Source organism: Aliikangiella coralliicola, from assembly GCF_007004725.1.
Classification (GTDB): domain Bacteria; phylum Pseudomonadota; class Gammaproteobacteria; order Enterobacterales; family Kangiellaceae; genus Aliikangiella; species Aliikangiella coralliicola.
This window is the reverse complement of sequence record NZ_ML660171.1, coordinates 11652-35599: the sequence shown is the minus strand read 5'-3', so window position 1 is coordinate 35599 and position 23948 is coordinate 11652. Positions and strand designations below refer to the sequence as shown.

Below are 23948 nucleotides of genomic sequence, written 5' to 3'. Positions count from 1 at the left end.
TTCTCGAACAATTGGTTGTCGGCTATTAAAGGTATTTTTATGTTAAACCGCACTTTTCATATCCAAGATATAGTCGGTAGAAACTGGGGAACATTCACCGTTGAAAAGGAAACAGTCGACTTTTTAGGAGAAAAGCAAGTTCACGGTTATTTGAAACCAGCCCCGGCTTTCAAAGAGGTGAGGAACTTATTTTTAACCCACGAAATAGAAATGTCTCAAGCTGGAAATAGCATAGATTCAAATTGGCAAGAAATAGTTGCTCTAAAACCCTATCTAGTTGATATTAAATCCAATAAAAACTTTGATATTGGAGGCGTAATATTTATTGGTGAAAACTTTCTAGTTACTTGCAAAATAAAAGATCTTACGTAAGGCTAATGGGTAGCAAGGTAGCCTTGAAAAATAACATTCATGTAGCCTCGGTTTCTAATCGAGGTATTCTCAACGCAAAATGATAAACCAATTAATATCCGTGAACACCACGCAAAAAATTTTCCCTATCTGCTTAACATTTTTCTCGCTGAAAGTTCGTTCCCTGACTCCACGAAGCTCGATCAAGGCTACAAAGACTTAAGATAATTAAAGCCTAAAAGAATCTCAGAACGAAAACTCCGCCCTGAGAAAACATCACTTAAGGTTTCCACCTCGCTTCCATAGTCAAACCATCAACCGCTTCATAACCATAAATTCCAATATACCATCGACGCGATTCAGGATTATTAAAAGTGCAAATCTCATTACTGTCACCATCATAAGGTCGACAATCCCAATTATCTTTGTCTGGATAACTCGTTTTCTTCACATAAAGATCAGCATCACCATTGTTTGCAGTCGTCTTAACGGTGAGTGTTTTCATTCCTTCAGGAACCTCTATCCAATATCGCCTCCAACTACCTTGACTGATATAAATGTTGTCATCTTTATAACCGCCACCGCCGCCAGAATAAGTGGTCTTTAAACTTAAACCACTAAACGATTCATACGCGTGCAACATTGCATACCAACTTCCACTACCGGGTGTTTTAAAACTACAAGTTTCATTATTGTTATTTTTCCAGGGACGGCAATCATAACTACCGGTCGTTGGCAACCCTCCCAACTTAACATATAAGTCGGCATCACCCGACCCGTTAGAAGCCGCAATTTGTAAATTACTTGCACCAGCGGGAACATCAATCTTGTAATAATATTTCGCTCCCTGGTCGCCGTAGATATATTTTTTAACTTGCCCATTTCTCATTGGCCAAATCGTCGGTTCTGTATCACCATCAACGCCAGGGTTATTAATCCACTCCCATGCACAATAATAATTGTTATTTTTTCGTAACCAGAAGTAATTACAGTTACTATCATAACTATTACGCCCAGTGTGCACCTTAAAACCTGATAATGAAACATTATTCAAATGATAATACTGACCATTCTTTTTTAAGGAAAAATGCAAGTGAGGCCCAGTAGAAGCACCACCATTACATAATGCCTGATTTCGATTACTGGCATAATTTGCTAACCGAGTATTTCTCGAAACAGTTGAGCCGTGATTTACACGAATACCTGATAAATGATAATAAGTAGTCGACCAACCACCACGATGAACAACTTCTAAAAAACAAGAAGAATGACGTACAACTCTCCCACCAGCTGAAGACGTCACCCAAATTCTGGTAAGATTGTCCCCCCAACGTCCACCATTATTAAAGTCCAACGATGATTGCGGATAGCTGCCACTTCCAGTACTGGTATGGCTACCTCCGTAAGTCCAAGTTTTACCAACGGGGTAAGGTAATTGCAAAAAGTTATTTGCAGGTACCATTTGAATTGCACCGCCTTCTCTTTCATTGCTTTTTAATTTGGTTTCTGGAAAAAGTTGCCTAAAAACCGAGTTAAATGACCGCCTCTCATTCTCAACATTCGCATTGAGTGTGTTTGTTTTTTCGCCTGACGCTATGATAGTTTGAATTGCCCTGTTAGCATCTTCATCGCCAGTGCGCTTAGCATTCAAGCCAGTATCATGAAATGAATGTCCATCATAAAATGCACGTGACAACCGATCAGCGATGTCGGCAACTTGCCCGTTAAAATCCGATTTTTTCGATAAATTACCAAACGGTAATTTAAGATCCCCGTTATTTTTTCTAACTAGACCGGTTTGATATTCGATTAACGCGATAATTATTTTAGGGCTTATGGAAGATCGTCCTGCATAATGAGAAATTGCCTCAGAATGAGCAGCTAAGTGAGGCGCATTTTTTTCTAAGTAATTTTCAATATTAAAATTAAACATCTCGTCATAGCTGTATACCAGGTCACTTTTGGATATAGCATTTGTTAGAGTTTCAGCACCGCTATCTTGAACCTGTTTATCATTAACAACCTTGTTACTAGCAATCGTATGAAAACTCTTGGTTGACATCAAAACCAAAAGAATAGCTACGCCAGCGATAAATTTATTATTTCTTATGATACTACTCATTATTACCCTCCTATTTTAGTTAAGCGAACGAGCAAGCAATTAATATTGATTAACCGGATATTTATTCTTGTTAATCACCGTTCTTATGTTGATCGCCTTGATGGAACAAAACAGTAAAAAGTCATCTTTGCCTTGCGATAAATTCATTAACATTAATTTATTAAGTTTCACCTCCCTACTTTTAACCCCAACAAAATATCCTCAGATACAACAAGGATACAATCAAGATACATTAAAATCTAAAAAAATAATAGAAGATATTGAAAACAAACCAATTTATTCTCGCTAAGAGATTTTTCGATAAAACAACATAGCCAAAACTACCTTCTATGGTGTGAAACTTTGCTATCGCCATTTTTAAATAAATCGAAATGTAGATTGGAAGTTGCTGAGCACTTGATATGACTTAATCGATGCGATTAACACTAAGTTGGTACTTGGATAAGTTATGCAGTCAAACTCAAAACGGCGTAGAGGTGACCGTAAAGCTGAATCATTATGGCCATTACCTGGTTTCTGGCACTGTTAATCATAACGACGCGACATTCATACTGGATACAGGCGCCACACTAGCAAAGTATCCCTGAAAAAAAACATACGTAGCCTCGGTTTCTAACCGAGGTTTTCTCAACACGAAATGAGAAACCAGCTGAAATTTATGAACGCCATGCAAGAAAAATTCTCTATCTGCATAACATTTTTCTCACCGAAAGCCAGCTCCCTGATTACGCAAACAACATCGGGTCTACTGTCTAAAAATCGAATTTTGGTGGGGGTCGCTAGACGCTCGCCAACAAATTAGCCGTGATGAAGATAACCAATCTATGACAAATATTGACGATATTCGACATAAAGATTATGCTATCGAATAAACCTCACATATGGAGATGTCAAGATGTCGAGCAGTTTAAACTTGTCCCTGACTGAAGAACTAAGAGACTTTGTAGATAGTCGTACTGGCGACTCTGGCCTATATGCCACCCCGAGCGAATATCTTCGTGATTTAATTCGCCGTGATATGGAGTCTCAAAAAACGGTTGTCCATGTTTTGGACGGACTTAGCGACATAAAACATAATCGCTTTTCAGACTTGTCCATTTTAGATATTGCAAAGGAAGATTAAAAGTAATGCCAAGGAAGGTTCAATATTACATACTTACATCTACCGCGGAGCGCGACTTTCGAGAAGCACGTCAGTGGTCTCTAAGGCGCTGGGGTAAAGAGTTAACAAAACAGTATTTTCTAGATCTTCACAAAAGTGCAGAAGAGATAGCGCAAAATCATCTCTCTTCTGCGAGAAATATACATTTAACTAATAAAGCAGGCCTGAGTATTCATGCTGTTAGAGAACACTACATTGTTTACGTACCATTAAGTGATAAAAAGATAATAATTGTCGCATTGATTCGACAAACCCGAGATGTCCCCGCAATTCTAGAGAAAAATTCCTATATTATCTCTCGCGAGCTAAAGGAAATCTCGAAGGCTCGAATGGAAGGTCATCTCGATATATAAGATTCCCTAACCAACTCAATACTCCAATAATCTCAGGACGAAAAACTCCGCCCTGAGAAAACATCATTTAAGGCTTCCACTCCGCTTCCATAGTCAATCCATCAACGGCTTCATAACCATAAATTCCAATATACCATCGACGCGATTCAGGATTATTAAAAGTGCAAACCTCATTACTGTCACCATCGTAAGGCCGACAATCCCAATTGTCTTTGTCTGGATAACTCGTTTTCTTCACATAAAGATCAGCATCACCATTGTTTGCAGTCGTCTTAACGGTGAGTGTTTTCATTCCTTCAGGAACCTCTATCCAATATCGCTTCCAATTACCTTGACTGATAGAAATGTTCTCAACTTTGTATCCACCACCGCCACCGGAATAAGTCGTCTTTAAACTTAAACCACTAAACGATTCATACGCATGTAACATGGCATACCAACTTCCACTATCTGGTGTTTCAAAACTACAAGTTTCATTATTATTATTTTTCCAGGGTCGACAATCGTAGTTGCTAGTCGTGGGTAATGCCCCTAACTTGACATACATATCCGCATCACCCGATCCGCCAGACGCAGCAATTTGTAAATTGCTTGCATCAGCAGGAACATCAATCTTGTAATAGTATTTCACTCCTTGATTTCCAGAAATATTATTTCTTACCTGGCCGTTTTCCATCGGCCAAATCGTTGGTTCAGTATCACCATCAACACCCGGGTTATTAATCCATTCCCAAGCACAGTAATAGCTATTGTTTTTTTCTAACCAAAAATAATTGCAGTTACCGTCATAACTGTTACGACCCGTGTGCACTTTAAAACCTGATAATGAAACATTATTCAAATGATAAAACTGGCCATTCCTTTTTAAGGAAAAATGCAAGTGAGGTCCAGAAGAACTACCACCATCACACAATGCCTGATTTCGATTACTGGCATAATTTGCTAACCGAGTATCTCTCGAAACAGTCGAGCCGTGATTTACACGAATACCTGATAAATGATAATAAGTAGTCGACCAGCCGCCACTGTGAACAACTTCCAGAAAGCAAGAAGAATGACGCACCACTCTCCCGCTAGCTGAAGACGTCACCCAAATTCCGGTAAGATTGTCCCCCCAACGTCCACCATTATTAAAGTCCAACGATGATTGCGGATAGCTACCGCTTCCAGTATTGGTATGGCTGCCGCCGTAAGTCCAAGATTTACCGACCGGGTAAGGTAATTGCAAAAAGTTATCTGCGGGTACTACTTCAACTGCACCGCCTTCTTTCTCATTACTTTTTAATTTAGTTTCCGGAAAAAGTTGCCGAAAAACCGAGTTAAATGACTGAGTCTCATTCCCGGCATTCGCATTGAGTGTATTTGTTTTTTTGCCTGACGCGATGATAGTTTGAATTGCCCTCCTAGCATCTTCATCACCGGTGCGCTTAGCATTCAATCCAGTATCATGAAATGAATGTCCATCATAAAATGCGCGCGACAAACGATCAGCAATGTCGGCAACTTGCCCGTTAAAATCCGCTTCTTTCGATAAATTACCAAACGGCAATTTAAGATCCCCGTTATTTTTTCTAACTAGACCGGTTTGATATTCGATTAACGCGATAATTATTTTAGGGCTAATCGAAGACCGTCCTGCATAGTGAGAAATTGCCTCAGAATGAGCAGCTAAGTGAGGTGCATTTTTTTCTAAATATTTTTCAATATCAAAATTAAACATCTCGTCATAGCTGTATACCAGGTCACTTTTGGATATAGCATTTGTTAGAGTTTCAGCGGCACTATCTTGAATCTGTTTATCGTTAGCAACCTTGTTACTAGCAATCGTATGAAAACTCTTGGTTGACACCAAAACCAAGAGAATAGCTAAGCCAGCGATAAATTTATTATTTCTTATGATACTACTCATTATTACCCTCCTATTTTAGTTAAGCGAACGAGCAACTAATTAACATTTATTAATCGGATATTTATTCTTGTTAATCACCCTTCTTATGCTGATCGCCTTAATGGAACAAAAAAGTAAAAAGTCAGCTTTGCATTGCGATAAAATCATTAACATCAATTTGCAAAGTCTCACTTCCTTACTTTTAATCTCAAAAAAAACAAATCTGAGATGCATTTAAGATACATTAAAATCTAAAAAAATAATAGCAGATATTGAAAACAAACCAATTTATTCTCGCTAAGAGATTTTTCGATAAACAAATAGCCAAAACGACCTTCTATGGTGTGAAACTTTGCTATCGCCATTTTTAAATAAATCGAAATGTAGACTGGAAGTTGCAGAGCACTTAATATGACTTAATCGATGCGATTAACACTAAGTTGGTATTTGGATAAGTTATGCAGTCAAACTCAAACGGCCCCCAAAATAGAGAACCAGGTAAAGAAACGGACACCCAAACCGCCGGTAACCGCATGATAATGATTGCCTGGATTATTGCGATAGCCTTATTGACAACTATTTTTGGCTCCTGGGAAGATAAGCAGATAAACCCTAATAGCGCGCCCGATACTTATCAAACTCAAAATGGCGTAGAAGTGACCTTGCAACGCAACCGCTATGGTCATTACCTGGTTTCTGGAACCGTCAATCATCAGGACGCGATATTCATGCTAGACACCGGCGCGACACTGGTTGCCATACCAGGAGAAATTCAACAAGAGCTAGGGCTGATTTCTGGTCAATCCCACTACACCCACACTGCGAATGGTACAGCCAAGGCTTATTACACTGTAATTGATAGATTGACCATCGGCGATATTGTCATCCGGGATGTAAAGGCATCTATAGTACCGAATATGGAAGGCAGGCAAATACTTCTTGGTATGAGCGTTTTAAAAGAACTTGAGTTTACACAAAAGGGCAAACAATTGACCTTGCGACAAGTTTACTAACTGTTAGAATAGCGCCAGTGTAAAAATTACTTCACGGAATTTCAGTTGGACCAAAAACTATTCCAGTCGTTACTTGAGCAAGAAATAGCCCAAATGTGCCAGTTTGCGTTAGCGGAAGATCTTGCTGACTGTAGTATTAATGCGGACTCAGCGCGGGATATTACGGCAGAATTAATTCCGAAAGATAAAATAGCATCAGCGACACTTATCACCAGAGAAGCAGGTGTATTATGCGGAACTGCCTGGGTAGATAAAATCTTCGAACTACTTGGCGGAAACGTCACCATCAAGTGGAACTTTCAAGACGGTGACAAACTCTCTCCCGAAGATGTCATTTGTACATTGGAAGGAAATGCAAGAGAATTGCTCACTGGTGAACGAAGCGCAATGAATTTTGTACAGAGTTTATCCGCCACCGCTACCCTCACCTCTCTCTACGCCGAACCACTTGTTGGTACAAATTGTCGCCTTTTGGACACCAGAAAAACACTTCCAGGAATGCGCTTCGGCCAAAAGTATGCTGTCAAGTGCGGCGGTGGGACTAATCACAGAATTGGTCTTTCGGATGCTTTTCTTATCAAAGAAAACCATATCATGGCCTGTGGTGGAATACCGCAGGCATTAAATCAAGCCATTCTCAATCATCCCGACAAACTACTGGAAATCGAAGTTGAATCATTGGATGAGTTGCAACAAGCGCTAGACGGAAAAGCACAAGTCATCATGTTGGACAATTTTAGTCTGGAACAAATGAGAGAGGCGAAAAAGCAGCGAGATCAGCATTCCAGTAAAGTGCTGCTCGAAGCCTCCGGGAATGTATCATTAGAAGCTATCAAATCAATCGCGGATACTGGTGTCGACTACATCTCGGTAGGCGCGCTGACAAAAAATGTCCAGGCTTTAGATCTATCTATGCGAATCTCAATAGATTTAAAATAAAATTAGCCAGACGAAAACAATTCCCTTATAAATCTCCTCTTTTTTGTCAATGTAACAAACTATGTCAGTCTAAAAGTGTCATGTATGACACTTTTTGTCACATGTGACACTTCAGGTTTACCTGATATCTCGATTAATTATTTAATTCATTTTATTTTTTACTAATCAATTACATTTGTGAAGTAGTAGAACTTATTCTCTAAATATACCTTATATCATTGAAATATAACGACTAATCATATGATCGTTTAAAAATGCCAGTTAATAAAAAATGAGAATCAAGTCACATTAAATGGACACTGGTGATAATTCTGGCATTAACATTGCTCTCCCTTAACCAAAGGGATGGTTCTTGTGAATTTTTAGAAATAGTCTACTTTGTTTTATTAAGAAACTTTTTCTTACTATTTAAATTACTAACTAACTGAGGTGTTAATTATGAAAAAAGTCCAATCTGGTTTTACATTGATTGAATTAATGATCGTTGTCGCGATTATCGGTATTTTGGCTGCGATTGCATTGCCAGCTTATCAGGACTATACAATTCGTACTAAAGTAGCTGAGTGTATGGTTATGGGTTCAGAAGCTAAAACAGCTGTCGCTGAAACTGCAGCCTCTCTAGGCGGGCTAGCTAACGTAACAGCCGCAAATACAGGTTATGTTTCTAGCGCCACAACTTATTGTGCAAGTGTCGCCATTACCGATGCGACGGGCGTTGTAACTTTAACTACACAAGCAACAGGCGCTACAACTCAACCTGTAATGACCTTAACACCTGCTCAAGCTAACCCAGAAGATCCGCTAACTTGGACTTGTGCAACAACTGCTGGTTTGGCTAAGCACGTTCCTGCTAACTGCCGTTAATCAATAGTTTACTGATTAAATTAAAAAAGCCGCGAATAGCGGCTTTTTTATTGTCTAAGTCAAGGTGAATAAAAAAATTTGCATTTATTTTCAGCAACGGCAAAATATCAGCATCTAACTCAACCAATTGCTTGTTTTAAATACGATTACTTGTGTTATGAAATCTATTAAGTCCAAATCAATTGCATTTCTTGTGCACCTTATAATTAGTGTTTTTGTCATTGCCGCATTTCTTCTTTTCTTAAAGTTATTTTGGTATCAAGACATATTCTTCGAACTGGAGAATGTTTGGGAAGGTCTCAAAATTCTAATTATCGTAGACGCCATTCTCGGGCCATTGTTAACTTTTATCGTCTACCTGCCTGGTAAAAAAAGCTTGAAATTTGACCTTTCTACAATAGCCGTATTACAACTATTAGCTTTAATTTATGGCGGACATCTAATTTATCATCAACGCCCTGCGGTGCTGGCGTTTGTTGGAGACAGGTTTGAAGTACTGGCCGCTTCTGAACCAGTGGTAGAAGGGTTACCAAATTCTCATTTTGATGGCCTTTCATTTAACTACCCAGCTATAACTTATGCGTTACCGGCCACATCAGACAAGGAAAGGACAGATTTCATATTTAATAACGTACAATACAGCAAAATTGCAGAAAGACATCGCCCAATTAGAGATCATATTGAGATACTTGCTAAATCATCATTGAACATAGACCAACTAACACCGAAATCACCCAAGTCGGAGAAATCACTGCAAGAATTCATTAGTGAATCACAAAATAAAGAATATCTCCTATTACCGCTACAAGGTACGAATGGGAATGCCATGGTAATAGCCATAAGCGTTTCAGATACAAACGTACTGGGTTACATACGCATCGATCCGTGGAAAGAATACCAAAGATAAATAGTGTTAATCGTTTTAACAACTAAATCCAATACGCAAATCAGCGTCTCCAAATTCAAGTCTCATTACAGTAATATGTAATTTGTTTATGATAGTCGTCCATAATTTACTAAAATCAGGTGAGAATGGTCTGCCTATACAGATGAAGGTAATATATTAATAATGTGCGCTATCTAATTGTTTTTAAAATATAATGATGAAATATATTTACAATCGCACTATACTCTCTTTAGCTTAATATAAACCTTTGGTGGGCTTTTGAATAAAAAGTTATATCAAACATTGACACTAGGGATTTAATCCTCGAAATGGCTACACCTCAAACAAATATCGTTCTTAGTGGACTTGTTCGCAGATTAATTCAAGATGGCGTTCTTAACGAGTCAGATGCTCTTGATGCCGTCACTAACGCTCAAAAAAACAAAACTAACTTAGTCTCATATTTAGTGGAAAATACTTTAATTGACTCATTGTTGATTGCAAATTCAGCCTCAACAGAGTTCGGCGTGCCTCTTTTTGATCTGAGTTCAATGGATTCGGAACAGATTCCAACAAGTTTAATTAGTGAAACTCTTATCAAAAAACATAATGCGGTCCCTCTTTTCAAAAGAGGAAAAAGGCTGTATGTGGCCGTTTCAGACCCAACCAACCTTGCCGCGCTAGATGAATTTAAGTTTCACTCAGGCCTAACCACTGAAGCAGTTTTAGTTGAAGAAATCAAACTTAACAAAACAATCGAAAAAATCGTTGAAGATAAAGCAAACGAGGAACTCGGGGATTTTGACGACGCTGATTTAGAAAATTTAGATCTTGAAGCGGTTGACGAAGAATCACAAGATGATGCGGAAGCTGCAGGTGGGGCTGACGATGCCCCCATAGTCAGGTTTGTAAACAAAATACTACTTGATGCTATTAAGAAAGGCGCCTCTGATTTACATTTCGAGCCATACGAGAAACGCTATCGAGTAAGGTTCAGAATTGACGGAATACTAGCTGAGGTTGCGGGACCTCCTATCAATCTAGCGACAAGAATTTCAGCAAGACTGAAAGTAATGTCAAAATTAGATATATCGGAAAAAAGGGTTCCTCAAGATGGCCGGATTAAACTTAAGTTATCTAAAACTAAAGCGATAGATTTTCGTGTCAGTACACTCCCAACCTTGTTTGGCGAGAAAATTGTAATGCGTATTCTCGACCCAACTAGCGCGCAACTCGGAATTGATGTCCTGGGATATGAGCCTGAACAAAAAGAGCTATTTCTGGATGCTATCCATAAACCTCAGGGAATGGTTTTGGTTACTGGCCCGACAGGTAGCGGAAAAACAGTATCGTTATATACTGCAGTAAATATTATAAACACACCGGAAAGAAATATTTCCACAGCAGAAGATCCCGTGGAAATTAACCTTGAAGGAGTTAATCAAGTTAACGTCAATCCAAAAGCAGGGCTCAACTTTTCAACGGCACTTCGCGCATTCTTGCGCCAAGACCCTGACATAGTGCTAGTTGGTGAAATTAGAGACTTAGAAACAGCTGAAATTGCAATTAAAGCAGCTCAAACAGGTCACTTAGTGTTGTCGACTCTACATACTAATAGCGCGCCAGAAACTCTGACAAGAATGGTCAATATGGGAGTTGCTCCGTTCAATATAGCAACAAGTGTTAATTTAGTTATTGCCCAGCGTCTCGCCAGAAGGCTGTGCGAAAACTGTAAAAACGAAGCAGATCTTCCCGACGATGTGCTAATAAAAGTTGGATACAAGAAGGAAGAAATAGGTACTTTTAAAATCTTTGAACCAGTTGGTTGTGATAATTGTACAAACGGTTATAAAGGACGTGTAGGTGTCTACCAAGTTATGAAAGTCAGTGAGACTATCGGAAAAATCATAATGGAGGGAGGCAACGCACTAGATATCGCCGAACAAGCGACAAAAGAAGGGGTTAACGACTTGCATCGTTCCGCCTTGGTAAAGGTTATGCAAGGAGTAACTTCTCTTGAAGAAGTTAATCGTGTAACTCAGCACTAAGACATTAGGATTACTAATATGGCTGTTCAAGCACTTAAAAAAGACAGAAAAACCGTTAAGAGAAAATCAACTGCTGCCAAAGCACCGAAACAACACAGTTATGCTTGGGAAGGTGCAGACAAAAAAGGACAAAGAGTTAAAGGTGAAATGACGGGAGAAACGCCTGCAATTGTCAAAGCGCAACTGCGCAAGCAAGGCATCAGTCCTATAAAAGTAACCAAGAAATCTGTCCCGCTATTTGGCGGTAGTAAAGGAAAACCTGTAGAGCCTAAAGATATAGCGATGTTTTCTCGTCAGATAGCAACGATGATGAAAGCCGGTGTTCCACTGGTGCAATCTTTCGATATCATAGGGCGTGGCCACGAAAAACCTTCCGTTCAAGAATTATTACTTAGTGTCAAAGCGGATATAGAATCGGGTAATACGATGGCCGATTCCTTGCGTAAAAATCCTAAGTATTTCGATGATTTATTTTGTGATCTTGTTGATGCTGGAGAGCAATCAGGTTCTCTCGAAGGCATGCTTGATAGAATCGCTACCTATAAAGAAAAAACTGAAGCGCTAAAATCAAAAATCAAAAAAGCTTTAAGCTACCCTATCGCGGTAATCGTTGTTGCGGTCATTGTAACCTCAATTCTATTAGTTAAAGTGGTTCCACAATTTCAAGATATCTTTAAAGGATTTGGAGCTGACTTACCTGCATTTACTATCTTTGTTATCGGCATATCAGAATTTATGCAAGAGTTTTGGTGGATGTTCTTAATTGGTATTGTCGCATTTATTGCTATATACAAAAGGGTTTATCAGAGTTCAAAAAAAGTTAGAGATCGACAAGACAAAGCATTACTTAAATTTCCAGTTATTGGAGTGATTTTACACAAAGCCGCAGTGGCCAGGTTTGCACGAACTTTAGCGACAACCTTTGCCGCTGGTGTACCATTAGTCGAAGCACTAGACTCAGCAGCCGGAGCTTCCGGAAACGCATTATATAGAGATGCTATTATTAAAATTCGTGATGATGTTACTACCGGTATGCAGATGAATTTATCAATGTTATCTACTGGTATATTTCCGAATATGGTAGTTCAAATGGTTGCCATCGGTGAGGAATCCGGTGCAATTGATGCAATGCTTTCAAAAATTGCAGATATTTATGAACAAGAAGTGGATGATGCTGTTGATGGGCTTAGCGCACTTCTTGAGCCCCTCATAATGGCCGTATTAGGTGTTTTGGTCGGTGGACTTATCATCGCTATGTACTTGCCAATATTCCAATTAGGTGCTGTTGTATAGCTCCTTTTCTCTTATTAATAAAAATTCAAGCCGAACATATTAAATGTTCGGCCATAGCGATAAAATGAATCAAATTATTCAAACTCTCGAGTACTATCCTGCCGCACTAACAATAACGACGATGGTCTTCGGTCTTCTCGTAGGTAGCTTTCTTAATGTCGTAATTTATCGCTACCCTGTTATGCTATTTCGCGAGTGGGAATCGATGGCGAAAGACGTGCTAAAAGATCGTGGTTTCACACTCTCCCCTCCTAAGGAAGCTGTCGACAAGCAACCTGAAAAGTTTAACTTAGTCGTACCCCGCTCAACCTGTCCGAAATGTGATCACAAAATAACCGCGCTTGAAAATATTCCGGTTATTAGCTACCTGTTTTTAAAAGGAGCATGTCGCAATTGTTCTAGTAAAATATCGCTCAGATACCCTTTTATTGAATTGTTGACGGGAATAACATTTGCCTTATGCTCGTGGCATTTTGGTTTCAGTTGGTCCCTCCTTTTCGCACTGATAATTACCGCTTATTTTATTTCAATGAGTATGATAGACATTGATCATCAAATATTACCTGATTCAATGACAATTCCACTACTTTGGCTCGCATTACTAACATCGACTCAAAGTCTTTACGTGCCTTTGGGAGACGCTGTAATCGGGGCTGCTGCAGGGTATATGGTACTTTGGAGCATATATTGGTTGTTTAAACTCATCACTGGCAAAGAAGGCATGGGGTATGGTGATTTTAAACTTTTAGCTGTCATTGGTGCGTTGGTGGGGTGGCAAAAGTTAGGACTCGTAGTTGTACTTTCAGCAGGCGTCGGTGCCGTTTTGGGCGGGATTATTTTGCTTGTTCAGAACAAAGATTCTCAGACGAAGATTCCATTTGGTCCTTATCTGGCTGTCTCGGGATGGATTACATTCTTATGGGGTGACATGTTGATGAAACAGTATTTAGATTTAGTCGGCTTATAAGTACCGAAGATATCAGCATTTACAATTCAATATTTCTGGCAGTAAAAACTAATAGTACAATCAATAATTGTCAACGCATACATAAATTGCACTTAGGAACAGTAAAACATGTGTGGATTTGCAGGATTCATTAGCTTTAATTTTCAAAATAGTTGTACTAAAAATGTGCTCAGTGAAATGGGTAACGCCCTGAAATACAGGGGTCCTGACGACGAATCAATTTATCAAGATGAATTTCTTTCTTTTGTATTTAGAAGACTGTCAATTATTGATCTAGAAGATGGTGCCCAACCAATTTGGAACGAAGAAAATTCGATTTGTGTCGCGGTAAATGGGGAAATATATAACCACCTTGAACTCCGAAATAACTTAGAACAACAACATACTTTCAGCTCTAAATCAGACTCGGAAATAGTGCTACACCTCTACGAAGAAAAAGGTGTCGAGGCTTTTGAGTTATTGAACGGCATGTTTTCTATTATGATTTGGGATAAAACAAAAAACCAACTTGTTTTAGCAAGAGATCGATTGGGAATAAAACCACTATACTATGTCACCACTCAAGAAGGGTTACTTTTCGGCTCAGAGCTAAAAGCGCTATTGCTTCACCCTGATTGTCCTAAAGAAATCGATTGGTCTGATCTAGAGCAAGTAGGCATACAAGATAAAGTAGAAGTTTCATCTTATGTCAAAGGGGTCAACCACTTTCCAGCAGGGTCATATCTTATTTATTCAGCAGATGAAAAAATAGAAACTCAACAGTATTGGAATATCAGCCAGTATTTAGCTAAACAGAACTCTGTTGAAGAAAGCGAAGTCCTTGACGAATATTGCAATTTACTCAACGATTCATTGTCTAAACGGTTAATGTCTGATGTCCCTGTGGGACTATTTCTCAGTGGTGGCATAGACTCTTCAATTTTAGCCGCACTTTCAGCAAAGCAAATATCTAACCTTCATTGCTTCACGGTTGTAGAAAAAGCCTCATTTGAATCAGGCGACGTCAACAACGCGAAAGCGGTCGCAGAGTCGTTAAACCTAAAGTTCTACCCGATTTTATTCGATCTGAAAAACATCATTGAAAATTTTGGACTTGCTGAACTAGAAAAAATGATTTACATGATCGAGTCGCCAAGATTTGATTTAGAATGGTTTTATAAGTCTGAACTCCATAAAGCAGCTAAGAAGCTAGTTCCAGATCTTAAAGTTATCCTGTTAGGTCAAGGGGCAGATGAATTTGCAGGCGGTTATTCTAATTATTTGGGATCAGATTGGAGTTCGTGGAATGAGTATATTGAAAACGATGTTATACCATCACTCATTAACAGAGAGAGTATTTCTGAAGCGGTCCCATCAAGACTCCAAGAGTTTTTCGATAAACCTCAAAAGACCAAAGGTTATAGCCCATATAATAATAAGATGAATGCATATGTTTCTCAGCTACAATTTTTTAATTTATGGCACGAGGACAGAACAAGTTCGTTCTATGGAATTGAATCAAGAGTCCCATATTTGGATCACCGAATAGTTGAGTTTCTCGCTCAATTACCAGAACAGTATCATGAGTCACTTTTTTGGAATAAAAAGTTAATTAGACAAACCCTCGAACGTGAGCTCCCTAATTATCCGAAAACACATCCTAAAGTGCCATTTTTTGTGACAGACGACCAATCCTCATTGAACTTAGTCGCAAAAACTATTTGTAAGAATGTTTTTAACGATTTCTGTCGGGATTATTTTGCTGATAGCTCACTTCCTGTCAATGAAGAGAACTTTAGATATCTTTATTCATCATCACAAGAAAATAATCTTAAGAGTGCAGAATCTGCCTGGAAACTAATCGAATTAATGTCGATAGTCATTTTTGACCGATTTTGTAAGAAACCCAAGGAATTTATTGAAAAGAACGATCATTCTTTATCATCCGGTTTTCCTTTATTCGACGTAAATAATTGGGAAGATCTACCCGAAATACTCAATAATTCAGCGCTTGATAAAGAAAATGCAGACTGGCAATTAGATACTATCATTAACATTCCTGATAGATGTGAAATATTAAATCCATTGACAGAAAATGAGGGAGCAACAGATCTAGTTCTTATGAATGAAGGGCAACAAATTAGCCGAGTCCAAATTCCCGACTCGCATGACTGGGTAGTCATGTTGCTCGACGCTATGGGAAAATATGTTGATACCCCCAAAGATGTACAATTTTGGGCTGAAAAAGCCAAAGTATCACCGCAAGATATAGTCAATATTGCTAACAACTTGGTTCGAGGTGGTTTTTTGATAAAGTTAGCGAACAACTAAAAGAGAACTAGATGATTAAAGACTTTTTAAAGAGAAAGAAAATCTCCCAATTTGCACACGAAATTGTGGCAACGCACTTCACCGAAGTAGAAAAAAGAAAAATTGAAAGCTCTGTCGATGCCAAACGCGAGAAAAGAGTTAAAGCTCTCACGAGCAAATTAAAATCCGATGTTATTCGCTTTAAAAAGACAGAAAATTTAGGTGTGTATGGAAAGGCCAAACTTCTCAAAGATATTCAGACAGAGCTGGACAAACACTCACTTAATTCTGAACTGACACATTATGTCATTAACTCGTTATTACGCTAGCTACTGCCCAAAACTGATAGTATCTTTTGCAATGATAAGTTTTCGATTATGCCTTCGCAACAATTAAGAGTCGCCCTGACTGGCGGAATTGCTTCAGGGAAATCTTCGGTAAGCGATTTATTCGCCAAAAAATCAATTCCAATAATTGATGCTGACAAAATCGCCCGAGACTTGTTCAAATCAGGTTCTCCATTACTTAAAACGTTACTAGAAAAGTTTGGAGAGGATATATTTCATAACGACGGGCAACTTAATCGAAAAGCGCTAGGAAAAGTCGTGTTTAACTCTCCAGAAGATTTAAAATGGCTTAACGAATTTACTCACCCGAAAGTTTCAGCTGAGATTAACAATCAGCTAATCAAAGCCAAATCACCTTATGTAATTCTGGATATCCCTTTGCTGGTCGACAAATCGGGAAATATTCCGCCTCATTTAGCCAAAGTAGTCGATCGCGTTTTAGTCGTCGATATCGATCCAGAAAAACAAATAGAACGCCTTTGCAAAAGAGAGAAGTTGTCAACTTTAGATGCCAAGGCAATTATTGCCAATCAATCAACTCGAGAACAAAAAATTGCGCAATCTGACGATGTGATCGACAATAATGGAGCAATTGAAGAACTTGAACAACAAGTCAACCTCATCCATAATCAATATTTACAACTATCTCAGAATGCAAACTAAAGTAAAACGCTAACATAGCATGGAGCACCAGTGAATAAGGCGGCCAATCAACCAACCTCTTCTAGTCCTCAACAGAAGGAAAAATTGTTATTTGAGTATCCACTAAAGGAAAACATCCGTGGTTTTCTTCGGCTGGAATCTTTATTCACACAGTTCGAAAGAAATCGACTTGCAGTACACAGTGATAATCATTTACATGCATTAAAGCTGTTTTTTGAAATACTGGAAATTTTGGAACGCGGTGATACGCGCTCTGAACTAATCAAAGAGCTAACTCGCCTTTCCACAATGTTCGAAACACTCAGAAAAAGTCCTGAAGTTGATGTCGCAAAACTTGATAATTTTTTGAAGCAAGTGACACAACTCTACCAATGGGTCATTAAATACCAGGGAAAGTTCGGCGACAAATTACGTAAAGAGCCGTTTATTGAAACGGTTAAGCATAGAGCCAGTATTCCAGGTGGCACTTGCACTTTTGATTGTCCCGATCTTTTTTTATTTTTGAGCCAACCTCACGACATTAGGCAGAACCAGCTAAACGGTTGGCTTGAAGATATTCGAGGTGTTAAAACCAGTATTGAAGTGATTTTGAGAATTATGAGAGACAGCGGTCACTGGCATTCAAAAGTCGCCCCGCTTGGTAGCTTTCTGATTGAAACGAATGAACAACCAGTTCAGTTGCTACGACTGAAACTTGATCAAAGCGACAATTTATTTCCCGAGTTTAGTTGCGGGAAACACAGAAGTAACATTCACTTTATGCGCTTTAATCAACAACATCGAAAAGTTCCCGTTCAAAAAGAAATCGGCTTTGAATTAGCATGCTGTTATTAAGGTTTAATATTATCAAAATAATAGCTTTATGAAGTAGCACGCAAATCTAATCCTATAAAAAGAAAAGCCGCATAATGCGGCTTTTGATCATCTTGTTAAAACTAACCCACAATAAGAACTAGTTCTGTCGCCTTCTCACAGCCAGCAATCCAAGCCCCAGAAGAACAAATCCAAAACTACCGCCACCTGATTCATGAACAACAACTGAAGATCCACCGCTCACAGGCCCTTGTGAAGAATTCGGATTATCATAGTGATCATCATAATCATCAGACTCGATTGGCAATTGTGTAAGTGAGCTAAAATCTTGCGCCGCATTTGCTAAAACCTGCCCAGTATAAACATCAATCAATCGTATTTCGATATCATACCAACCGGCGACATAGCCACCTTCAAAAACTAAATCGATAAACTCAGTTTGATTACCTAATTGAAAATCTACAGTTGATACTGTGCGACGATGCAATGAAGTTGAATTGGTCAAATCAATCTCAGCGTAAACCATTCTTCCAGAGTCTAACGTATCGATATCATACTCAAGTGTTAAGCGTGTATAAAATCCGTCAGCATCAAAATCTGTCGATAATTCCGACGCTACATAGGTAATTAAAGTCGCATCGCTATTTAGCTCGTGCTCAGAATCTTCAAGTGGTAAACTAAATAAATCACCATCTTCATTGGGACCTGCCGTTGCAACAATTCCAGAAAAACCAACTTCATAAAGATCGATTAAAATATCATATTCGCCGGTAGGAAAGTCTCTATTAAGTAAAGTAGTAACCCGGTAATAATCGTCATCGTCAGAACCATAAATAGTAAACGCATCTGTCGTCACAATATGTACCCAGGAACCGCCTTCAAGACTCAGGTATATATCTGCAAAAACATCAGCGTAACCGCCAGAAAAATTAGCGTCGAAATTAACGGTGAACTCACTGAAATAACCATCTCCATCTTTGTCATAATTTAATGTTACCCAGGAATCATAGATATCAAAATAATGAAAGCGCTCTGCAGTCGATGGTGATTCGGGTCTATATTTTTTTTGACCCTTCACTTTTTCTAACTGACTTTTATTGCGAACTTTTTTTGCTTGCTGTCGACGACTAACCTTAACATCACCTGAACTAACCTGTTTAGTTACCTGAGGCGATTGTTTTGTGTGAGTAACAACAGAACTTAAAAACGATTCCTTTTTCAATTTAGTATCTGCGCCACTTGCTAAAGCGCTAAAGCTCAAAGCACATGCAACGGTTAACCAAAGCTTTTTCATCATAAACTCCAATTTTCTTAAGTGATGCCCCTATTAAATACCTTTGTACATGAATAAATCCTGAATCATTTTTAAGAATTTGGTGATTAAAAGTGTTAATATTCAAAAACTAAAAAAACTACTGAATAATATTTCTTGGAGGGATAATGAAGTCATATGAGACGAAACTCGGCACAGTAAAACCTGTTACGAAAAACCTCAGGTTAATCGCTGGTTTACTGTTAACCATGCTTGTTGCCAGCTGTGGTCAAGAACCAACCTCAAATAAAAAAGAAGCACAAGTAGAAAATAAGCCCGCAGAGCAAAAAAAACTGGAAGCTCCAGTTTCCAAACCTAAGCCAACTAATCCACGATTTGGGATCTATAAAGAAGTTGAGCTCAACAGCGATTTATCTCATTTGAGCGCAAATCAAAAGAAAATGATTGCCCTACTCATAGATGCCTCCACGATTATGGATGAGCTTTTCTGGAAACAGGCTTACGGCGATAAACAAGCGTTACTCGACAGTATTAGTGACAAAGCCACTCGCCGCTTCGCAGACATCAATTATGGACCATGGGACAGACTTGATGGCGATAAACCATTTATCAAGTCGTTCGGTGAAAAACCACTTGGTGCGACATTTTATCCAAAGGATATGACAAAGGAAGAGTTATCGGCTTCGAAGCTCGCAGAGGAGAAAGGACTATATTCAATAATCAAACGTAATGCTGACGGCGCGCTTTATTCTGTGCCCTACCATCAGGAATTTAAGGAAGAGCTCACTAAAGCAGCTAGCCTGCTGAGAGACGCTTCTAACCTGGCAGATAATTCAGAATTTAAGAATTACCTTAAGTTAAGAGCCGACGCCCTGCTTACCGATGATTTCCAAAAAAGTGATTTTGCCTGGATGGATATGAAAACCAACCCTATTGACGTAGTGATTGGTCCAATTGAAACCTATGAAGATCTTTTACTGGGTTATCGAACCGCTTATGAGTCTTACGTATTGATTAAAGATCAGAGCTGGAGTGAAAAGCTGGCCAAATACGCAGCATTTTTACCCGAACTGCAGAAAGGACTTCCGGTTCCGCAACAGTACAAGCAAGAGACTCCAGGTACAGATTCAGACCTCAACGCCTATGACGTTGTTTACTACGCAGGTCATAGTAATGCGGGTTCAAAAACTATCGCCATCAACTTACCAAATGATGAGCAGGTTCAACTAGCAAAAGGTACTCGCAGACTCCAACTAAAAAATGCGATGAAAGCAAAGTTTGACCATATTCTAATTCCTATTGCTGGTGAACTGATTGCTGAAGACCAACGTCAATTTATTACTTTTGACGCGTTTTTCGCCAATACAATGTTTCATGAAGTTGCTCACGGACTCGGCATTAAGAACACGCTGGATGGAAAAGGAACGGTGCGCAATAGCCTTAAAGAAACAGCATCGGCTCTCGAAGAAGGCAAAGCAGACATTCTAGGGCTTTATATGGTATCCAAGCTATTTGAGTCTGGCGATATCGATGAAGGTAAGTTAATGGACAACTACGTCACCTTTCTCGCCGGCATATTCCGAAGCGTTCGCTTCGGCGCTTCCAGCGCACACGGTAAGGCTAACATGGTTCGATTTAATTTCTTTAAGAAGCTTGGCGCCTTTTCACGAAACGAAAAAACAGGGCTTTACCGAGTAAACTTTGACGCTATGACAGTTGCCATGAATGAGTTGTCACGTCATATTCTGACATTGCAAGGCGATGGAAACTATCAAGGGGCAGTTGAGCTATTAAACGAAAGCGGCGTTATTGGCAGTCAACTGGCTAAAGATTTGGGTCGATTGGAAGAGGCCAATATTCCTGTCGATATTGTATTCAAGCAAGGTAAATCGGTGTTAGGCGTTGGCGAATAACCTTAACTAAAATTTTATTCCCTCAAAAAAAACAGCGAGTTATCTCGCTGTTTTTTTTGAAGTTTAATAACCGGCACCACAGTTCATTTGTAGTGATTCACACAATACAAATATTTCACTGAAGACGTTGGTGCAATTGATAAATAACCATAAACCACGCAAGCCCCACCGCCATTTTTCTATCACTGTCGACACTAAGCATTTCATCACGCCACTGGTTTGCAATGTGAATATCATCTTTATATCGATCATAAATGTCGGCAATTAAATTCTCTTCCTGACAATCAACCGGCAGCCATTTATTTTCAAATGCAAATGCCACAGCTGCTGCTTCCTGCGGAAATTCATTGGCTAAATCTCGAGCTAAAACTTGCCGTACGTAATTTCCAAATGGCGTATCAATTAAATCTTGTGGATTATCAGCTGCTGACTGTTGTTCATGCACCTGATTAATTTTGTTACCATACTTGGCTTCCATCTGTTTAATCAGCTCTAACTCATCAGCCGAAAGTTGGCTAATATCACCATTAATTTCATTTAGACGTTCTGACAAATTATTAAATATTACTTTATCTTCATCCGACAGCTGAGCGATCATCTGCTCTAATAGACTATTCATTGATTTACCCTGGATAATTTAGAAGTTGAAAAGGTTGACCTATGGCAATTTGACTTTTAACCCTTTCTCGGCATATTCCTGAAGATCGACTCCAAAAGCCATATTCTCATATGCTTTGATGATCTTATAAGGTTTTGATTCTGGGTCCAAGTCCATTTTTGCCATATTGATGAGTCTTTCTTTACGCGGTTGCTTATACTCGTCTAGAACGAGAAGAACTCTAGGCTTTAATTTGTGTTCGCTATTGGCACTAATTACAATCCCGACTTCACCATTTTCCATTTCGACAATCGAACCTGGTGGAAAAATGCTACGCCACTTAATAAACTTGAGTATTAGCTGCTCGTCGAAGTGGCTGTTTTTACCAGCCATGAGTACTTTATAGGCATCCATTACCGACATTCCTTTGCGATAGGTTTGGTGGCTGGTTAGCGAGTCAAATACATCAACGATACTGATCAACCTGACATTCTGAGATATCTGCTCATCCTTCAACCCACGGGGATATCCCTGGCCGCCCAGTCTTTCATGGTGAGACATAACAACATCAATACAGGAGGGTGTGAGATCATTTTTTGCTGAAAGAATGTCAAAACCGAATTTAGGGTGCTTGCCAATCTCTGCGCGCTCATTTTGATTAAGCTTACCTTTTTTCTTCAGAATTCTTTGGTCAACCTTCATTTGCCCAACATCATGCAGCAATGCCGCCATACCAATATCTTCAAGTTGGGCCTCTGAATATCCTAACGACTGTGCAAAACCAATCGATAATATACTGACATTTAGACAATGCTCAGCGACGTCTTCATTTTTACTTTTCAACATCGTCATCATCAGCATAGCTTCATTGTTCTGTAGTACAGCTTTGACGTTTTCTTTAACAGAGTCACGTACAGCATGCAGATCAAAATCTTCGCCGAGCATTATTTTATCCATCACCCCTTTCATCAGGCGACTGGTTTTTCGAGTTCGAGAGAGTGCAGGTTTTAATTTTTGGCGTAAGTTATAGTTACCGCCAGCCATAGAACTCTGTAATTGTTGTTTATAGGTCGTCGATGCTGTCGTCTCCAATTTATAATTCTTAAATTGCTCTTCGCTGCGAAAGTCAACATAAACAAACTTACACTGGCGTTTAACTTCATCCACATCTGCCGGGCCCTCGATGGTAAACCCTTGCAATAGGAAAGTGGTTTCGCTCCAGTCGCGATCCAGCTCCGACACAAACATGCCCGGCTGCAGGTTCTCGCTAAATACTTTTACTCGCTTTAGGTGTTGCATATTACTTAGTTTAGCGCCTTTTAATCTGTTTGAGGGTATGTTTCTTCAATTGCTCGAAAAAACTCTTAATTTGCACAACCACTAAAGCAGCTTTTTCTTCATCATAGTTTAATTTATCTTCATTAAGATAAGTCGCTTGAGACAACTCCAATTGCAAACTATCAATACCATTTTCTGGTTTGCCGTAATGCCTGGTAATGTACCCACCTTTAAAGCGGGCGTTAAAAACTTTGCTATATCCCTCGGGTTGCCAATCATCGACAAGTTTAGTGAAATCCTTAGAGCTACTTTTCTGATCAAAATTTCCAAAATTAAAATCCGGTAGTTGGCCTTCAAAAAAGCGCGGCACGACAGACTTAATTGAATGCGCTTCAAATAGCAGCGCATAACCAAATTGATTAACCATTTCATCTAATTCTTCTTTAAGCTTCAAATGATAAGGTTTCCAGAACTCATCCACTCTACTTTTTATCTCATTCTCAGATGGTTGTCGACCTTCAAGGTAAATTGGTTGCCGATCGAACTGAGTCGTTGGACAAAGTTCAGTGGTGTCTGCGCCTGGGTACAACGACTTATTATCTTGTGGACGATTTAGGTCAATCACGTAACGAGAAAATAGCGGTTTGAGCAAAGAGCAACCCATATCTTGGGCGAAACCGTAGATCCGGTCCATAAACCAGTCGGTATCAACAACCTCAAGTGCAGAAGTCGTCATATTTTTCGCAATTTTATCCGGGATCAAAGTACCGTTATGCGGCATTGATACCAGGATCGGTAAGCTCCCTTTACAAAACTCATAGGTTTTCGACATTCGTTTCTCTCTTATTTAACAGTCTATTGACGGACAGCCTAATCTAATAATGCGGT

22 protein-coding genes are annotated in these 23948 nt (G+C 39.2%); 16 read left to right on the top strand and 6 right to left on the bottom strand.

The features are described from left to right. Nucleotides 1-39 precede the first annotated feature (39 nt). Nucleotides 40-372: a hypothetical protein gene (locus tag FLL46_RS23705; RefSeq protein ID WP_142934400.1), complete on the top strand. Its 333-nt coding sequence runs from the start codon at nucleotides 40-42 to the stop codon at nucleotides 370-372. A 259-nt stretch (nucleotides 373-631) separates the two neighbouring features. On the opposite strand, the gene FLL46_RS23700 is transcribed toward FLL46_RS23705, so the two are convergent. Then, entirely contained in the window at nucleotides 632-2473 is a 1842-nt protein-coding gene (locus FLL46_RS23700) for a pre-peptidase C-terminal domain-containing protein (RefSeq protein WP_142934398.1), read from the bottom strand. A gap of 413 nt (nucleotides 2474-2886) precedes the next feature. Between FLL46_RS23700 and FLL46_RS27230 the strand changes: the two genes are divergently transcribed. The 3 genes from FLL46_RS27230 to FLL46_RS23690 all read left to right on the top strand — a co-directional run bounded on the left by FLL46_RS27230 (nucleotide 2887) and on the right by FLL46_RS23690 (nucleotide 3988). Then, a complete protein-coding gene (locus tag FLL46_RS27230; protein WP_168204302.1) occupies nucleotides 2887-3060 on the top strand; it encodes a pepsin/retropepsin-like aspartic protease family protein in 174 nt (57 codons plus the stop codon). A 308-nt stretch (nucleotides 3061-3368) separates the two neighbouring features. After that, complete coding sequence (locus tag FLL46_RS23695; RefSeq protein WP_142934396.1) at nucleotides 3369-3596, top strand: ribbon-helix-helix domain-containing protein; 228 nt, start codon at nucleotides 3369-3371, stop codon at nucleotides 3594-3596. A 5-nt stretch (nucleotides 3597-3601) separates the two neighbouring features. Further along, the gene (locus FLL46_RS23690; RefSeq protein ID WP_142934394.1) at nucleotides 3602-3988 is read left to right on the top strand and encodes a type II toxin-antitoxin system RelE/ParE family toxin; all 387 of its coding nucleotides are present in this window, start codon (nucleotides 3602-3604) and stop codon (nucleotides 3986-3988) included. Nucleotides 3989-4055: 67 nt separating this feature from the next. Here the strand turns inward: FLL46_RS23690 and FLL46_RS23685 are convergent, their stop codons facing one another. Next, nucleotides 4056-5897, bottom strand: a complete 1842-nt coding sequence (locus FLL46_RS23685; protein ID WP_142934392.1) for a pre-peptidase C-terminal domain-containing protein — start codon at nucleotides 5895-5897, stop codon at nucleotides 4056-4058. Between the two features lie 437 nt (nucleotides 5898-6334). On the opposite strand from FLL46_RS23685, the gene FLL46_RS23680 reads away from it, so the two are divergent. From FLL46_RS23680 to zapD, 11 genes are all read left to right on the top strand, one after another. Next, nucleotides 6335-6889, top strand: a complete 555-nt coding sequence (locus FLL46_RS23680) for a retropepsin-like aspartic protease family protein (protein WP_210418810.1) — start codon at nucleotides 6335-6337, stop codon at nucleotides 6887-6889. A gap of 45 nt (nucleotides 6890-6934) precedes the next feature. After that, nucleotides 6935-7828, top strand: coding sequence for a carboxylating nicotinate-nucleotide diphosphorylase (nadC, locus tag FLL46_RS23675; RefSeq protein WP_210418809.1), 894 nt, complete (start codon nucleotides 6935-6937; stop codon nucleotides 7826-7828). A 438-nt stretch (nucleotides 7829-8266) separates the two neighbouring features. Beyond that, nucleotides 8267-8692 (top strand): pilin, encoded by a 426-nt coding sequence (locus FLL46_RS27745; RefSeq protein WP_142934390.1) that lies wholly within the window; start codon nucleotides 8267-8269, stop codon nucleotides 8690-8692. A 157-nt stretch (nucleotides 8693-8849) separates the two neighbouring features. After that, entirely contained in the window at nucleotides 8850-9599 is a 750-nt protein-coding gene (locus tag FLL46_RS23665; RefSeq protein ID WP_142934388.1) for a hypothetical protein, read from the top strand. 308 nt (nucleotides 9600-9907) lie between these two features. Next, a complete protein-coding gene (pilB, locus tag FLL46_RS23660) occupies nucleotides 9908-11626 on the top strand; it encodes a type IV-A pilus assembly ATPase PilB (RefSeq protein ID WP_142934386.1) in 1719 nt (572 codons plus the stop codon). Between the two features lie 18 nt (nucleotides 11627-11644). Continuing rightward, the gene (locus tag FLL46_RS23655) at nucleotides 11645-12919 is read left to right on the top strand and encodes a type II secretion system F family protein (RefSeq protein WP_142934384.1); all 1275 of its coding nucleotides are present in this window, start codon (nucleotides 11645-11647) and stop codon (nucleotides 12917-12919) included. Nucleotides 12920-12962: 43 nt separating this feature from the next. Then, on the top strand, nucleotides 12963-13886 hold the full coding sequence (locus FLL46_RS23650; RefSeq protein WP_281282003.1) for a prepilin peptidase: 924 nt from the start codon (nucleotides 12963-12965) through the stop codon (nucleotides 13884-13886). Nucleotides 13887-13994: 108 nt separating this feature from the next. After that, nucleotides 13995-16196, top strand: a complete 2202-nt coding sequence (gene asnB, locus FLL46_RS23645; RefSeq protein WP_142934382.1) for an asparagine synthase (glutamine-hydrolyzing) — start codon at nucleotides 13995-13997, stop codon at nucleotides 16194-16196. Between the two features lie 11 nt (nucleotides 16197-16207). After that, a complete protein-coding gene (locus FLL46_RS23640; RefSeq protein WP_142934380.1) occupies nucleotides 16208-16504 on the top strand; it encodes a hypothetical protein in 297 nt (98 codons plus the stop codon). A gap of 48 nt (nucleotides 16505-16552) precedes the next feature. Beyond that, complete coding sequence (gene coaE / locus FLL46_RS23635; RefSeq protein WP_142934378.1) at nucleotides 16553-17185, top strand: dephospho-CoA kinase; 633 nt, start codon at nucleotides 16553-16555, stop codon at nucleotides 17183-17185. A 30-nt stretch (nucleotides 17186-17215) separates the two neighbouring features. Then, a complete protein-coding gene (gene zapD / locus FLL46_RS23630) occupies nucleotides 17216-18019 on the top strand; it encodes a cell division protein ZapD (protein WP_142934376.1) in 804 nt (267 codons plus the stop codon). Between the two features lie 118 nt (nucleotides 18020-18137). Here zapD and FLL46_RS23625 read toward each other — a convergent pair whose 3' ends face one another. Then, complete coding sequence (locus FLL46_RS23625) at nucleotides 18138-19295, bottom strand: choice-of-anchor H family protein (protein ID WP_142934374.1); 1158 nt, start codon at nucleotides 19293-19295, stop codon at nucleotides 18138-18140. 143 nt (nucleotides 19296-19438) lie between these two features. Here FLL46_RS23625 and FLL46_RS23620 point away from each other — a divergent pair, with 143 nt between their 5' ends. After that, nucleotides 19439-21184, top strand: coding sequence for a dipeptidyl-peptidase 3 family protein (locus tag FLL46_RS23620; protein ID WP_246119393.1), 1746 nt, complete (start codon nucleotides 19439-19441; stop codon nucleotides 21182-21184). A 115-nt stretch (nucleotides 21185-21299) separates the two neighbouring features. Here FLL46_RS23620 and FLL46_RS23615 read toward each other — a convergent pair whose 3' ends face one another. From FLL46_RS23615 to hutG, 3 genes are read right to left on the bottom strand one after another with little or no spacing between them, the layout of a single operon-like run. Continuing rightward, nucleotides 21300-21803 carry a hypothetical protein gene (locus FLL46_RS23615; protein WP_142934372.1) on the bottom strand — a complete coding sequence of 168 codons (504 nt, stop codon included), beginning with the start codon at nucleotides 21801-21803 and terminating at the stop codon, nucleotides 21300-21302. 39 nt (nucleotides 21804-21842) lie between these two features. Continuing rightward, the gene (locus tag FLL46_RS23610) at nucleotides 21843-23081 is read right to left on the bottom strand and encodes a cyclic di-GMP phosphodiesterase (protein ID WP_142934370.1); all 1239 of its coding nucleotides are present in this window, start codon (nucleotides 23079-23081) and stop codon (nucleotides 21843-21845) included. A 10-nt stretch (nucleotides 23082-23091) separates the two neighbouring features. Then, nucleotides 23092-23892: an N-formylglutamate deformylase gene (gene hutG / locus FLL46_RS23605; RefSeq protein ID WP_142934369.1), complete on the bottom strand. Its 801-nt coding sequence runs from the start codon at nucleotides 23890-23892 to the stop codon at nucleotides 23092-23094. Between the last annotated feature and the right edge of the window lie 56 nt (nucleotides 23893-23948).

What these genes read in the sequence shown, in the direction of transcription:
- FLL46_RS23690 (WP_142934394.1), top strand. Translation starts at nt 3,602, where the DNA reads ATGCCAAGGAAGGTTCAATATTACATACTTACATCTACCGCGGAGCGC.
- FLL46_RS23685 (WP_142934392.1), bottom strand. Translation starts at nt 5,897, where the DNA reads ATGAGTAGTATCATAAGAAATAATAAATTTATCGCTGGCTTAGCTATT.
- hutG (WP_142934369.1), bottom strand. Translation starts at nt 23,892, where the DNA reads ATGTCGAAAACCTATGAGTTTTGTAAAGGGAGCTTACCGATCCTGGTA.
- FLL46_RS23640 (WP_142934380.1), top strand. Translation starts at nt 16,208, where the DNA reads ATGATTAAAGACTTTTTAAAGAGAAAGAAAATCTCCCAATTTGCACAC.
- FLL46_RS23610 (WP_142934370.1), bottom strand. Translation starts at nt 23,081, where the DNA reads ATGCAACACCTAAAGCGAGTAAAAGTATTTAGCGAGAACCTGCAGCCG.
- FLL46_RS23625 (WP_142934374.1), bottom strand. Translation starts at nt 19,295, where the DNA reads ATGATGAAAAAGCTTTGGTTAACCGTTGCATGTGCTTTGAGCTTTAGC.
- FLL46_RS23695 (WP_142934396.1), top strand. Translation starts at nt 3,369, where the DNA reads ATGTCGAGCAGTTTAAACTTGTCCCTGACTGAAGAACTAAGAGACTTT.
- FLL46_RS23620 (WP_246119393.1), top strand. Translation starts at nt 19,439, where the DNA reads ATGAAGTCATATGAGACGAAACTCGGCACAGTAAAACCTGTTACGAAA.
- FLL46_RS23650 (WP_281282003.1), top strand. Translation starts at nt 12,963, where the DNA reads ATGTTCGGCCATAGCGATAAAATGAATCAAATTATTCAAACTCTCGAG.
- FLL46_RS23705 (WP_142934400.1), top strand. Translation starts at nt 40, where the DNA reads ATGTTAAACCGCACTTTTCATATCCAAGATATAGTCGGTAGAAACTGG.
- pilB (WP_142934386.1), top strand. Translation starts at nt 9,908, where the DNA reads ATGGCTACACCTCAAACAAATATCGTTCTTAGTGGACTTGTTCGCAGA.
- asnB (WP_142934382.1), top strand. Translation starts at nt 13,995, where the DNA reads ATGTGTGGATTTGCAGGATTCATTAGCTTTAATTTTCAAAATAGTTGT.
- FLL46_RS23615 (WP_142934372.1), bottom strand. Translation starts at nt 21,803, where the DNA reads ATGAATAGTCTATTAGAGCAGATGATCGCTCAGCTGTCGGATGAAGAT.
- FLL46_RS23700 (WP_142934398.1), bottom strand. Translation starts at nt 2,473, where the DNA reads ATGAGTAGTATCATAAGAAATAATAAATTTATCGCTGGCGTAGCTATT.
- coaE (WP_142934378.1), top strand. Translation starts at nt 16,553, where the DNA reads ATGCCTTCGCAACAATTAAGAGTCGCCCTGACTGGCGGAATTGCTTCA.
- FLL46_RS27230 (WP_168204302.1), top strand. Translation starts at nt 2,887, where the DNA reads ATGCGATTAACACTAAGTTGGTACTTGGATAAGTTATGCAGTCAAACT.
- FLL46_RS23680 (WP_210418810.1), top strand. Translation starts at nt 6,335, where the DNA reads ATGCAGTCAAACTCAAACGGCCCCCAAAATAGAGAACCAGGTAAAGAA.
- FLL46_RS23655 (WP_142934384.1), top strand. Translation starts at nt 11,645, where the DNA reads ATGGCTGTTCAAGCACTTAAAAAAGACAGAAAAACCGTTAAGAGAAAA.
- FLL46_RS23665 (WP_142934388.1), top strand. Translation starts at nt 8,850, where the DNA reads ATGAAATCTATTAAGTCCAAATCAATTGCATTTCTTGTGCACCTTATA.
- FLL46_RS27745 (WP_142934390.1), top strand. Translation starts at nt 8,267, where the DNA reads ATGAAAAAAGTCCAATCTGGTTTTACATTGATTGAATTAATGATCGTT.